Consider the following 12,383-nt stretch of genomic DNA (forward strand, 5'->3'; position numbering starts at 1 on the left):
GGTTTGCCGATGTTTTCGAAGATATTGATCGCCAATCGCGGAGAAATCGCCTGCCGGATCATCCGAACGGCAAGGCGCATGGGCATCCGCACGGTCGCCGTCTATTCCGACGTTGATCGAAATGCGTTGCATGTAGCGCTGGCCGACGAGGCCATTTATATCGGCCCGGCTGTTGCGAGCGAAAGCTACCTTTCGAAGGAAAGGATCATAGCCGCCGCGCGGCGGTCCGGCGCTGAGGCCATCCACCCCGGCTATGGCTTCCTTTCGGAAAATGCCGATTTCGCAGAGGCTGTCGAAGCCGCCGGACTGATTTTTATTGGGCCATCTCCGGCTTCGATCCGCGCCATGGGCCTGAAGGATGCGGCCAAAGCGCTGATGGAGCGCGCCGGCGTGCCTGTCGTTCCCGGCTATCATGGCGATAAACAGGATACGGCTTTCCTCGCGGAGCGGGCAGCGGAGATCGGCTTCCCCATTCTGATCAAGGCGCGGGCAGGCGGCGGCGGCAAGGGCATGCGTCGTGTCGACCGGCCGGAGGATTTTATGGCCTCGCTGGAGGCCGCAAGGCGCGAGGCGAAATCGGCCTTCGGCGACGATGCCGTGCTGATCGAAAAATACCTGATCCGGCCCCGTCACATCGAAATCCAGGTTTTCGGCGACAGCCATGGCAATGTCGTGCATCTCTTCGAGCGCGATTGTTCGTTGCAACGGCGGCACCAGAAGGTGATCGAGGAAGCACCGGCGCCTGGCATGACGGAGGAGATGCGCAGTGCCATGGGCGAAGCTGCCGTTCGCGCAGCGCGTGCCATCGATTACCGCGGTGCCGGCACGGTGGAATTCATTGCCGATGTCTCCGGCGGCCTGTCGCCGGATCGCTTCTTCTTCATGGAAATGAATACCCGCCTGCAGGTCGAGCACCCTGTCACCGAGGCGATAGCCGGCGTGGATCTGGTTGAATGGCAATTGCGGATTGCTGGCGGCGAACCCTTGCCGAAGACCCAAGACGAACTCGCTATTGAGGGCTGGGCCTTCGAGGCGCGACTTTATGCCGAGGACCCATCGCGGGGTTTCCTGCCGGTGACCGGCACGCTCTCGCGCCTCAGATTTCCGGATGGTGATGTCCGCATCGATACCGGCGTGCTCGAAAGCGACAGCATCACACCGCATTACGATCCGCTGATCGCCAAACTCATCGTCCATGCCCCAACCCGCCAAGCGGCCCTCGCCAAGCTGACGCGGGCGCTGCAGGATACCCAGGCGGCCGGAACGGCAAGCAATCTCGATTTCCTGGTTCGATTGAGTGAGCAGCCGGATTTCGTTGCGGGCCATCCGGATACGGGCCTGATCGACCGTGAGGTGGAGATACTGACGGCAACGCTGGTGCCGGACGACACCGCGCTTGCCATTGCCGCCATCTTCGAGGCGGCAGGCATGGCGCGATCCTCGGGGAGCGACCCGTGGCAGGCGCTTGGGGTCTGGCAGCTTTGGGGCGAGGTGAACCGCCCTGTCACCTTGCATCACAGCGGCGGCCATACGAACGGCCGCGTGACTGCGAAAGGACAAAATCTCTTCTCTGCGCATTTCGATGATCGCGCAGTCGCCGTTCGCATCATCAGCCGCAACGACGATGGTTACCGTATGGAGATCGACGGCCGGCAGTTGCGTGCCGACTTTTTCCAGATGCCGCACAGCACGACGCTGTTCCTCGATGGCCATACCCATCATTTCCATCGGACCGACCCGCTGGATGGCGCTGAGGAAGAGGCGGTCGGCAGCGACCGGCTGATCGCGCCGATGCCCGGCCTCATCAAGATCGTTCGGGTGCAGGAAGGCGATATGGTCGCCAAGGGAGAGGCGCTGATCGTCATGGAAGCCATGAAGATGGAGCTGACCTTGACGGCGACGCGTGACGGCGTGGTGGAGAGCCTGCATGTTGGCGAAGGGGATCAGACCAGCGAGAGCGCTGTCCTGCTGTCGCTCCGGCCGGAGGACGTGCAATGACCGATCGCCCTTCCAACCACGTCACCATCGTCGAAATGGCGCCGCGAGATGGCCTGCAGAATGAAAAGCGACTGATCGACACGGAGACCAAGATTAAGCTGGTGGATCTGCTTTCCGACTGCGGTTTCGAGCGCATCGAGGTCACCAGTTTCGTCAGCCCGAAATGGGTGCCGCAGCTCTCCGATGCCGCCGCTGTCATGGCCGGGATCAAACGCAAGTCTGGCATCCGCTATGCGGTGCTGACGCCAAACATGCAGGGGCTGGAGGCCGCGTTTGCCGCAGGCGCCGACGAGGTGGCGATCTTCGCGTCGGCCTCGGAAAGCTTTTCGATGCGCAACATCAACTGCACCATCGCTGAAAGCATCGAGCGTTTCCGACCGGTGGCGGCGGCGAGCCGTGATCGCGGCATTCCGCTGCGTGGCTACGTCAGTTGCGTGGTCGAATGCCCCTATGAAGGCGCAGTGCCGCCGGCGAATGCCGCAAGCGTGGCGCGGCAACTGCGCGAGCTGGGCTGCTACGAGATCAGCCTCGGCGATACGATCGGCAGGGGTGAACCAGAGGCCGTGGATAGAATGCTGAAGGCCGTACTTGCCGATCTCCCCGCCGCCATGCTGGCCGGCCATTTTCACGATACTTCGGGCCGGGCATTGGACAATATCGGCGTCGCCCTGGATCGGGGCCTCAGGGTATTCGACGCCGCTGCCGGTGGTCTCGGCGGCTGTCCTTTCGCCCCCGGCGCCAAAGGCAACGTCGATACCGTGGCGGTTCACCACTATCTGGCACTGCACGGCTTCGAGACCGGCCTTGGCGAGGAGAAGCTTGCCCAAGCCGCCGCCTTTGCCCGCAGCCTGAGGAGCCCCGCATGACATCGCAAACCATCCATATCGCCATCGAGGAACGCGGTGTCGCCCGCCTGACCTTGGCGCGCCCGGAAAAGCATAACGCCCTGTCGGCCGAGATGATCGATGCCCTGACGGAGGCGGCTTACGATCTTGGCAAGGATGCGAGCGTGCGGGTCGTGGTCCTTGCGGGCGAAGGCGCAACCTTTTGCGCCGGCGGCGATCTCGGTTGGATGCGCGCCCAGTTCGATGCCACCCGTGCCGGACGCATCGTCGAAGCCCGGCGGCTTGCCATGATGTTCAAGGCCCTGAACGAATTGCCGAAGCCGCTGATCGCCCGCGTGCATGGCAATGCCTTCGGCGGCGGCGTCGGCATCCTCAGCATCTGCGATATGGCGATATCAGCCGCGACTGCGCGCTTCGGCCTGACGGAGGTCCGCCTCGGCATCATTCCCGCCACCATCAGCCCCTATGTCATTGCCCGCATCGGCGAGGCCAAGGCTCGCCCGCTCTTCCTATCCGGCAAAGTCATCGACGCCTGGCAGGCCCACGCCGCCGACCTCTTGTCCCGAGTAGTTCCGGAGGAGGCGCTCGACGAGGCCATCGAATCCGAAATCCGCCACCTCCTTGCCGCCTCGCCGCAGGCCGCTGCGCGGGCGAAGGCGCTGGCCCGTTCTCTCGGCATGCCGATCAGCGATGAGCTTATCGATCGCGTCATCACGGAACTGGCCGACACGTGGGAGACGGAGGAAGCAAGGGAAGGGGTCACGGCCTTCTTCGAGCGGCGGGAACCGAGCTGGCGATAGGGTGCTTAAGCCATCCTGTTTTTCTCTATCGATAGTTGTGGAAACTCTCCGCTCCCCGTTGCCGTCAAATCACCCGAAGCCGGTTTGCCCCAGCGAAAGCCGACGACTGCGCCTTTTTCGATTTGCTGGAACAGATTGTCGGAGATGACGGCCGCGCCGGCACCGTCGGCAACGGAGATGGCACAGCCGATAGGCGCTTGGCGGATGATATTGCCGGTGGCGACGACATTGCGGAGATAGGGGCCCCAGCCGAGTTTCAGGCCCCAGAGCGGAGCGTTTTCGATGAGGTTCGAAGCAATCAGCGTATCGGCTTCGGCCGAGATTCCGATGCCGAAGCCGCTTTCCTGAGGGTAGGGGCCGGTCAGGGACAGGTTGCGGACGATGTTACCGGTGACGCTGGCAAGCCGCCCGCCCTTGTCGAAATTGGCGACCGCGATACCATTTGCAGCGCCATCGACGAGATTGTTGCTGACCACGGCGCCTTCGAACTCGAATTCGCAGAAGATCGCCGTTTCGCCGGAGCGCAGGCATTGATTGCCGGTGATCTGCACGTTGGACGCCGAATTGGCACGTACGGCGGTGAAGGCGCAATCGGCTATTTGGTTGCCGGAGACCAAAACGCCGTTGGCACGAAAAATATTGATGCCGTTGCCGTTTTGGCCGGTGCCGCCATCATTGGCGCCGATGCGGGCGATGTGGTTGCCGGTGACGATGCTGCCGTCTTCGCCCTTGTCCCAGCGATGGATGAGGATGCCGCCATTGCCGCAATCCTCGACCATATTGCCAGTGATCGTCAATCCAGTCGACTGGACGGAATAGAGGCCGGCTTCGGCGGCGCCCGATATGCGGCTGCGTTCGATCCGCCCGCCGCAGCGCTCCAGTTGCAGCGCATGTTTGCGGCTTCCGGCGATTTCGCAATTGTCGATCAGTACCTGGTCAACGCCGGTAAATTGCAGCAATCCGCCAGCATAGTCTCCAAGCCACCGGTTGCCGCCATCGAGAACGAGGCCGGACAGTTCGATGCGTTTTGCCTTGTCGGCGCTCATCAGATGGCCTTCGCCGCCATAGACGAGCCGCGAAGCGCCGGGGATGCCGGTGATGCGGGTATTGTCAGGCAATGTGAGGTTCGAGACATCATAGTTGCCGGGCGGCAGAAAGACCGGCGCGTTATCACGGGCGGCACTGTCGATCATTGCTTGAAGCTTGCCGCTTCTGATGTCGCTGGTGCCCGGCGTCGCCTTGTAGGCGATGGCGTCGATCGGTCCGCGCATCTCGGCGCCGGCCATCTTGACGAGCGGCGCGGAAAAGGCGCTTCGGGCGAACAGGCCGGTTGCAGCCGAGGCGGCGATATAGGCAATGAACGCGCGGCGCTGGACCATTGTCGACTCCTGAAATGAGCCTTGCAGAAGCAGGAACCATGCCATGCGCGCCTGTCTCGATTTGGCACGGAAAAGGCCTGCTTTCGCGGGAAACGGCCTCTTATTTACCGCAGGTTTCGCTCTTTTATTCTTTCGTTCACCCATCCGGTTAAGAGCCTTGAAGGAAGCGGGGACTATAATGATCGCGTTTCGGTTGTGACATTTGATGAAGCCGCGCCCGCGGCTGGGTTAGGAGAATGCGCATCATGAATAAGCCGGCTCTTCAGCACGCCCGGTCAGGCGAGCGCGGTCGCTCGCTTGATGTCGAGACGGAGCGCCTGTTGGCCGCCACGCAGGCGCTGATGGCCGCGAACGCGCACCATGTCGCCGATGGCATCGAGCAATTGCGTCTCAAGGCAATCGTGCATGAATTGCCGGATTTTCTCTTCGTCAAGGATCGGGAAAGCCGCTTCGTCTTCGCCAATTCCGCCACGGCAAAAAGCCTCGGCCTGGAAAGAGCGAGCGCGCTGACCGGCAAGACCGATTTCGATCTGTTGCCGCTGGAGCAGGCCAAGGAATACTACCGTGTCGAGCAGGAAATCATCGCTACCGGCAAGCCGCGGATCGATATGGAGGACGTCGTTCTCTCCGCGAGCGGCGGTAAGCCGGTCTATCGTCTGACCTCGAAGTTACCGCTGCGCAACGATCGCGGTGAGGTGATCGGCCTGATCTGCACGTCGCGCGATATTACCGAACGCAAGCGCCAGGAGCATCTGCGCCGCAGCCAGGCGGAGCTATTGGAAATGATCGCCAAGAGCGAGCCGCTGGAGATGATCCTCGAGGCACTGGTATTGATGGTCGAGGATCAAATGACCGACATTAAAGGGTCTGTCCTGCTGCTCGATCCTGAAGGCATCCATCTCTCCCATGGCGCGGCACCCAATCTGCCCGCCGCCTATAGCCGCCTGATCGATGGCGTCGCCATCGGACCGAAGGTGGGCTCCTGCGGAACGGCGGCCTGGCGTGGCAAACCGGTCTTCGTCGACGACACCCAGACGGATCCGCTCTGGGAGGATTTTAGTGTACTAGCCGCGCAATACGGCCTGCGCTCTTGCTGGTCGACGCCGATCATGACCTCGCAGGGCAACGTGCTCGGCACTTTCGCCCTCTATTCCGGCACCGTGCGCAAGCCGACCGAACGCGAGCTGGAGCTGGTTGCCATGGCGACCCACATCGCCGGCATCGCCATCGAGCGCAAGCGGGCTGAAGACCGCATCTATTTCATGGCCCATCATGACGACCTGACTGGATTGCCGAACCGTGCTTTTCTCAAGGAGAATATGGCGAAGATCCTGTTCAAGGCTCGTCGAAACGGCCGCAAGGTGACGGTCGCTTATGTCGATCTCGACAATTTCAAGCAGGTCAATGACAGCCGCGGCCATAGCGCCGGCGATGAGCTCTTGAAGGAATTGACGGCGCGCATGGTCGACAGCCTCCGGGCTTCCGACATGGTGGTGCGGCTCGGCGGCGACGAATTCCTGCTGGTCATTGTCCATCAGTCGCGCCACGACACCGGCATTACGCGGCGGCTGCGTGAACTGCAGAAGGTGATTACGCAGCCGGTGATGATCGGGGAAATAGAGATTGCGGTGACGAGCAGTATCGGCGTTGCCGCTTTTCCGGCCGATGGGGAGACGCCAGATGAGCTGATCGCCTGTGCCGATGCGGCCATGTATAGGGCCAAGGAGCATGGCCGCAACCGGCTGCAATATCATATTCATAGATCGGACGCGGTTGGCGTCATGCCGTTGAGCGAGCAGGAAGAATTGCGCAGCGCCATCGGCGCCAAGCAGTTCTTCCTGGAATACCAGCCGCAGGTTGATGTCGCGAGCGGCCGTATCGTCGGCCTGGAAGCGCTGGTGCGCTGGCATCATCCGCGCCATGGTATGCTGCCGCCCGGTCAGTTTATCCCGCTGGCGGAAGAATCCGGGCTGATCATCCCGCTCGGTCTGTTCGTACTCAACGAAGCCTGCCGGCAGGCCAAGGAATGGCAGGCCATGGGCCTGCCGCCGCTTACGATCGCCGTCAATGTTTCGGCAAGGCAATTCAGTGATCCGGCGCTTGCCGCGCACGTCACCGAAGCTCTGGAGGCGAGCGGTCTCGACCCGCAATGGCTGGAGCTTGAGTTGACGGAGAGCACGCTGATGCATGATGTGCCGCGCGCTCTGCATGTGATGCAGGCGCTGAAGGCGCTTGGCGTGCGCCTGTCGATCGACGATTTCGGCACCGGCTATTCCAGCCTGGCGGCGTTGAAGACCTTTCCCTTCGACCGTCTCAAAATGGACCGTTCCTTCGTCGAGGCCTTGCCGCGCGACGAGACGACCGTCGCTATCGCCTCCGCCGTCATCTCGCTCGCGCGCCGGCTGCGCCTGGCTGTCGTCGCCGAAGGCGTGGAGACGGACGAGCAGCTCGAATTCCTGCGTCAGGCTCAGTGCCATGACGCCCAGGGCTTCTATTTCTCGCGACCGGTCGGGGCAGCGGAAATCTCGAGGATTCTGACAGACGCTCGCGATCGCCTCGCTTGAACCTATCCCTGTCCGCTGTAATTCTGCCTCCATACGCAGGTCCTTAAATTGATTCTGTCTGGGGCATTGCGCGAAGAGGGGAAGTCGATTTATGGGCAAGGGGCGTATCGAAGCCTTTTCCGATGGCGTGATCGCCATCATCATCACCATCATGGTGCTGGAATTGAAAGCGCCGCATGGCGAGGGGCTGCAGGCGCTGATCCCGCTGATTCCGACACTGCTTTCCTATGTCCTAAGCTTCGTCTACGTCGGCATTTACTGGAACAATCACCATCATATGTTCCAGGCGGTGAAGCATGTCAGGGGCGGCGTGCTTTGGGCCAATCTGCATCTGCTGTTCTGGCTGTCACTGATGCCCTTCGCCACCGGCTGGATGGATGATAACGACTTCGCCATGACCCCGGTGATGGTGTATGGCTTCATCTTGATGATGTGCGGTCTCGCCTATTACATCCTTGGCCGGATGCTGATCCAGGTGCACGGCGCGGAATCCGATTTTGCTCACACGCTCGGCTCGGATCGTAAGGCCTGGCTTTCCGTATGCCTCTATCTTCTCGCGATCATACTTGCCGCCATCAATCCATTCATCTCCCTCGGCATCTATTTCGTCGTCGCCTGCATATGGCTGGTCCCGGACCGGCGGTTCGAACGGATGCTGAAATAGTGGAAGGCGAATTCGATCAAAAAGGGGCAATGATCGCTACATAATTGCATAAATCACGCTATCCTTTCCCTTATGAAACCGGAACAATTGCTGTATCCCGCCCCTGAGGGGCTGTTCTGCCCGATCGGCGGCTTCCATGTCGATCCGGTACGGCCGGTCGAGTGGGCGTTGATAACGCATGGACATTCCGATCATGCCCGCGCCGGCCATGGCCGGGTGCTCGCCACCCGCCAGACACTGGACATCATGCGGATACGCTATGGCGATGATTTTGCCGGATCGGAGCAGGCGGTCGGTTTCGGCGAGGAGCTGACCATCAACGGCGTTCGGGTGCGGTTTCATCCCGCAGGCCACGTGCTTGGTTCTGCGCAGATCGCGGTTGAAAGGGATGGGCTGCGCATCGTCGTATCCGGCGATTACAAGCGGCGGCCGGACCCGACCTGTGCCGCCTATGTGCCCGTAGGCTGCGACATCTTCATCACCGAGGCGACATTCGGATTGCCGGTGTTCCACCATCCCGATCCGATGGACGAGACGGGGAAACTGTTGGCGTCGCTTCGGCAATTTCCCGAGCGCACCCATCTGATCGGCGCCTATGCGCTCGGCAAGGCACAGCGCGTCATCCGGCTGCTGCGCGATGCCGGTTACGACAGGCCTATCTATATTCACGGTGCGCTGGAGACATTGTGCGACTATTATGCCGGGCAGGGCATTGCGCTTGGCGAGCTGTTGCCAGCAACAACGGAAAGCCGGGATCAATCGATCTTCAAGGGTGCAGTCGTCGTCGGACCGCCATCGGCTTTTGCCGATCGCTGGGCACGGCGGTTCCACGAGCCTCTTCCCGCCTTTGCGTCGGGCTGGATGATGGTGCGCCAGCGCGCCAAACAGCTCGGCGTCGAGCTGCCGCTGGTTATTTCGGATCATTGTGATTGGCCGGAGCTGACCGAAACCATCTCGGACCTGAAGCCGGGCGAAGTCTGGGTTACCCATGGACGCGAAGAGGCCCTGGTGCGCTGGTGCGAATTGCAGGGTATCCCGGCCAAGCCGCTGCATCTGATCGGCTATGAGGATGAGGGTGACTGATGAAAGCCTTCGCAGACCTCCTCGATCGCCTGGTGCTGACGCCGAGCCGCAATGGAAAGCTGAAGCTGCTCACCGACTATTTCCGCGACACGCCCGACCCGGATCGGGGCTACGGTCTCGCGGCGATCGCCGGCACGCTGGAGGTGCGGAACGTCAAGCCGGCCATGTTGCGCGAACTCGTGCTGGAACGCATGGACGAGGTGCTCTTTCGCTATTCCTACGATTATGTTGGTGATCTCGCCGAGACCATCTCGCTGGTCTGGGACAAGGAAAGCGATATCGTCCGCCCGGCGGCCGAGCAGCCGAAGCTTGGCGAGGTGGTGCGCCGGATGAATGCGCTGGGGCGTACCGAGGTGCGCAGCTTCGTTCGCGATCTGCTCGACAGGCTGGATACGTCAGGCCGCTTTGCCTTCCTGAAGCTCGCCACCGGTGCGCTGCGCATCGGCGTTTCGGCGCGGCTTGCCAAGCAAGCTTTGGCCGAGCTGAGCGGCAAGGACGTGACCGAGATCGAAACCCTGTGGCATGGGTTGCAGCCGCCCTATGAAAGCCTGTTCCAATGGCTGGAGGGCAAAGGCGACAAGCCGGTGCTGGCGACGCCGGCGATCTTCCATTCCGTCATGCTCGCCAATCCTGTCGAGCCCGGCGATCTCACTGGACTCGACCCCCTGGACTATGCCGCCGAGTGGAAATGGGACGGCATCCGCGTCCAGCTTTCGCGCGCGGGTATGACGAGCAAGCTTTATTCCCGCTCCGGCGATGATATCTCCGGCGCCTTTCCGGACATCGTCGACGCCATCAGCTTTGAGGGTGTCGTCGACGGTGAATTGCTGATCGGCGGCACCGCGCGCTCCAACAGCCCGACGCGCACCTTCTCCGATCTGCAGCAGCGGCTGAACCGCAAGACGGTGACGGCGAAGATGCTGGAGGAATATCCCGCTTTCATCCGCGCCTATGACCTGCTGTTCGACGGTGAAGAGGATGTGCGTGCCCGCGGCTTTCTCGATCGGCGCGAGCGGCTGACTGAAATTATCGAGGCCGCGCCCCACGATCGCTTCGACCTCTCGCCGCTGGTCGATTTTACCTCCTGGGAGGAATTGGACCAATTGCGTTCCGCGCCGCCCGATCCGGTTATCGAAGGCGTCATGATCAAGCGCCGCGACAGCGCCTATCTCGCCGGCCGTGCCAAGGGGCCGTGGTTCAAATGGAAGCGCAACCCGTACAATGTCGATGCCGTGCTGATGTATGCCCAGCGCGGCCATGGCAAACGTTCCAGCTATTATTCCGATTTCACCTTCGGCGTCTGGTCGATGACGCCGGAGGGCGAGCAACTGGTGCCGGTCGGCAAGGCTTATTTCGGCTTCACGGATGCTGAGCTGGAGGTGCTCGATAAGTTCGTGCGGAACAATACGATCGATCGTTTCGGCCCGGTAAGGGCGGTCAGAGCCGATCGCGATTTCGGCTTCGTTCTAGAAGTCGCCTTCGAAGGGATAAACCGTTCGACGCGGCACAAATCCGGTGTCGCCATGCGTTTTCCGCGAATTGCCCGCCTCAGGCCCGACAAGCCGCCCTATGAGGCGGATCGGCTTGAAAATTTGGTGGCGCTGATTGACGCCAAGGCTCCCGCTGTTGATGAATAGGGCAGGTTGATTCCTCACTACAATGTGAGTTGGCCTCGTCTTTCAACCCGTGCAGATTTCGATCTGCCGGGCATATTTGGACAGATCATATGACAACGTCTGAAGACAACGCATTTCGCCCCAATCGCCGCACCGTTCTCGCCGGTCTCGCTGTAACACTTTTTGCTCCCAACATCGCGAAGGCTGCCGAAACCAAGACTGTCGAGAGAAAGATGGTCGAGGCCAATCCCGCTCTAACCGCTAAAATTGAAGACGCGCTGGCCGGTCCGCCGCTTCTGGCAGGCGATTATGCCAAAGAGCGGCACAAGTTTCGCACCGATCTTCTGAACAAGGGTCCGGCGCCTGACAAATATGAACCGTTGGTCGCACCATCAGACGCCGATCAGATTTTTTATCGCAGCGGTCTCGGCGGCGAGCTGGAACTTGTTGCCTGGGTGTCGCGCTACGAGCGTACGCCGAAGCCGAAGCCCGCCGTGCTTTTCCTCCATGGCGGTAATGCCATCGGTCAGGGCCATTGGCTGCTGGTGAAGCCATACGTCGAAGCCGGCTATGTGGTCATGATCCCGTCCATGCGCGGCGAAAACGGCCAAAAGGGGAATTTCTCGGGTTTCTACGACGAAGTTTCCGACGTTCTCGCTGCGTCCGATCGTCTGCGCCACCTGCCGGGCGTCGATCCGCATCGCCTCTTCCTCGCGGGTCACAGCATCGGCGGTACGCTGGCGATGTTGGCGGCAATGTCGGCCAAACGCTTCCGCGCCGCCGCTCCCATGTCAGGCAATCCGGATGCCTTCGCCTTCTTCCACCGTTATCCGGAGGATGTCCGCTTCAACACGAAGAATCCCCGCGAATTCCAGATGCGCTCGCCGATCTGCTATGCCCACAGTTTCAAATGTCCCTTGAAGGTCATGCACGCCAGCGAAGAGGTAACTTTGCAGGCCCGGGCGGCGCTGCTTTCCAAGCGTGCTCTTGCTGGCGGCGTCAAAATGGAATTGGCGACGGTTCAGGGCAATCACAACTCGGCGCTGCCGGGGGAGATCGAACAGAGCATCCAGTTTTTCAGGAGTGTGGCGGCTTAGTCCGATATCACAGTATCGCCAAACCCTTTAATTTTGCGTGTAGCGGCGTTATCCTAAGGCCATGGCCCAAGACAAGAGCGCCATGATTGTCCCTGCAGATTTTCCCGAGCTGAAAATGCTCGTCTGGAATCGCGATCCTCTGCGCCCAATCCCGTGTGAGGAGGCTTTCGCCCTTTACGAGCGCAACTGGCGTTTTGTCGAAACGGAAAAGTTGACCGACCGTGAGGCCCGGCTCATTCGCGAACTGACGGATGCGTTCGGGAATGGGATTCTGCTTGTTTCCTGATTTGACGTTTCTTCATCCTCGCTGCGTAAGTTTGAAAAGCAAATCGGGCAC

Annotated in this window: 10 protein-coding genes; 9 read left to right on the forward strand and 1 reads right to left on the reverse strand. The window is 61.0% G+C overall.

Annotated features, from left to right (window positions below; translation table 11 throughout):
• Positions 1–9: 9 nt before the first annotated feature.
• The 3 genes from QA646_RS02830 to QA646_RS02840 are packed head-to-tail and all read left to right on the forward strand — an operon-like array spanning position 10 to position 3,643.
• Complete coding sequence (locus QA646_RS02830; protein ID WP_283057469.1) at positions 10–1,998, forward strand: acetyl/propionyl/methylcrotonyl-CoA carboxylase subunit alpha; 1,989 nt, start codon at positions 10–12, stop codon at positions 1,996–1,998.
• Complete coding sequence (locus tag QA646_RS02835; protein WP_283057471.1) at positions 1,995–2,864, forward strand: hydroxymethylglutaryl-CoA lyase; 870 nt, start codon at positions 1,995–1,997, stop codon at positions 2,862–2,864. Before QA646_RS02830 ends, QA646_RS02835 begins: the two co-directional genes overlap by 4 nt.
• Positions 2,861–3,643: a crotonase/enoyl-CoA hydratase family protein gene (locus QA646_RS02840; RefSeq protein WP_283057472.1), complete on the forward strand. Its 783-nt coding sequence runs from the start codon at positions 2,861–2,863 to the stop codon at positions 3,641–3,643. The genes QA646_RS02835 and QA646_RS02840 overlap by 4 nt, the downstream gene beginning before the upstream one ends.
• Before the next feature lie 5 nt (positions 3,644–3,648).
• On the opposite strand, the gene QA646_RS02845 is transcribed toward QA646_RS02840, so the two are convergent.
• Positions 3,649–5,022 carry a TIGR03808 family TAT-translocated repetitive protein gene (locus QA646_RS02845; RefSeq protein WP_283057473.1) on the reverse strand — a complete coding sequence of 458 codons (1,374 nt, stop codon included), beginning with the start codon at positions 5,020–5,022 and terminating at the stop codon, positions 3,649–3,651.
• 245 nt (positions 5,023–5,267) lie between these two features.
• Between QA646_RS02845 and QA646_RS02850 the strand changes: the two genes are divergently transcribed.
• The 6 genes from QA646_RS02850 to QA646_RS02875 all read left to right on the forward strand — a co-directional run bounded on the left by QA646_RS02850 (position 5,268) and on the right by QA646_RS02875 (position 12,332).
• Positions 5,268–7,586 carry an EAL domain-containing protein gene (locus tag QA646_RS02850; protein ID WP_283057476.1) on the forward strand — a complete coding sequence of 773 codons (2,319 nt, stop codon included), beginning with the start codon at positions 5,268–5,270 and terminating at the stop codon, positions 7,584–7,586.
• A gap of 91 nt (positions 7,587–7,677) precedes the next feature.
• Positions 7,678–8,250, forward strand: coding sequence for a TMEM175 family protein (locus QA646_RS02855; protein ID WP_283057477.1), 573 nt, complete (start codon positions 7,678–7,680; stop codon positions 8,248–8,250).
• A 72-nt stretch (positions 8,251–8,322) separates the two neighbouring features.
• On the forward strand, positions 8,323–9,333 hold the full coding sequence (locus QA646_RS02860; RefSeq protein ID WP_283057478.1) for a ligase-associated DNA damage response exonuclease: 1,011 nt from the start codon (positions 8,323–8,325) through the stop codon (positions 9,331–9,333).
• Positions 9,333–10,970 carry a cisplatin damage response ATP-dependent DNA ligase gene (locus QA646_RS02865; protein WP_283057479.1) on the forward strand — a complete coding sequence of 546 codons (1,638 nt, stop codon included), beginning with the start codon at positions 9,333–9,335 and terminating at the stop codon, positions 10,968–10,970. Before QA646_RS02860 ends, QA646_RS02865 begins: the two co-directional genes overlap by 1 nt.
• A gap of 89 nt (positions 10,971–11,059) precedes the next feature.
• A complete protein-coding gene (locus tag QA646_RS02870) occupies positions 11,060–12,046 on the forward strand; it encodes an alpha/beta fold hydrolase (RefSeq protein WP_283057480.1) in 987 nt (328 codons plus the stop codon).
• Between the two features lie 61 nt (positions 12,047–12,107).
• Positions 12,108–12,332, forward strand: coding sequence for a hypothetical protein (locus tag QA646_RS02875; RefSeq protein ID WP_283057481.1), 225 nt, complete (start codon positions 12,108–12,110; stop codon positions 12,330–12,332).
• Positions 12,333–12,383: the final 51 nt, after the last annotated feature.

Source organism: Rhizobium sp. CB3090, from assembly GCF_029714285.1.
Classification (GTDB): Bacteria; Pseudomonadota; Alphaproteobacteria; order Rhizobiales; family Rhizobiaceae; genus Rhizobium.

Bases quoted from the DNA above. Each gene is read 5' to 3' on its own strand.
- QA646_RS02875 (WP_283057481.1), top strand. From the start codon at position 12,108: ATGGCCCAAGACAAGAGCGCCATGATTGTCCCTGCAGATTTTCCCGAG.
- QA646_RS02845 (WP_283057473.1), bottom strand. From the start codon at position 5,022: ATGGTCCAGCGCCGCGCGTTCATTGCCTATATCGCCGCCTCGGCTGCA.
- QA646_RS02855 (WP_283057477.1), top strand. From the start codon at position 7,678: ATGGGCAAGGGGCGTATCGAAGCCTTTTCCGATGGCGTGATCGCCATC.
- QA646_RS02840 (WP_283057472.1), top strand. From the start codon at position 2,861: ATGACATCGCAAACCATCCATATCGCCATCGAGGAACGCGGTGTCGCC.
- QA646_RS02870 (WP_283057480.1), top strand. From the start codon at position 11,060: ATGACAACGTCTGAAGACAACGCATTTCGCCCCAATCGCCGCACCGTT.
- QA646_RS02830 (WP_283057469.1), top strand. From the start codon at position 10: ATGTTTTCGAAGATATTGATCGCCAATCGCGGAGAAATCGCCTGCCGG.
- QA646_RS02860 (WP_283057478.1), top strand. From the start codon at position 8,323: ATGAAACCGGAACAATTGCTGTATCCCGCCCCTGAGGGGCTGTTCTGC.
- QA646_RS02835 (WP_283057471.1), top strand. From the start codon at position 1,995: ATGACCGATCGCCCTTCCAACCACGTCACCATCGTCGAAATGGCGCCG.
- QA646_RS02865 (WP_283057479.1), top strand. From the start codon at position 9,333: ATGAAAGCCTTCGCAGACCTCCTCGATCGCCTGGTGCTGACGCCGAGC.
- QA646_RS02850 (WP_283057476.1), top strand. From the start codon at position 5,268: ATGAATAAGCCGGCTCTTCAGCACGCCCGGTCAGGCGAGCGCGGTCGC.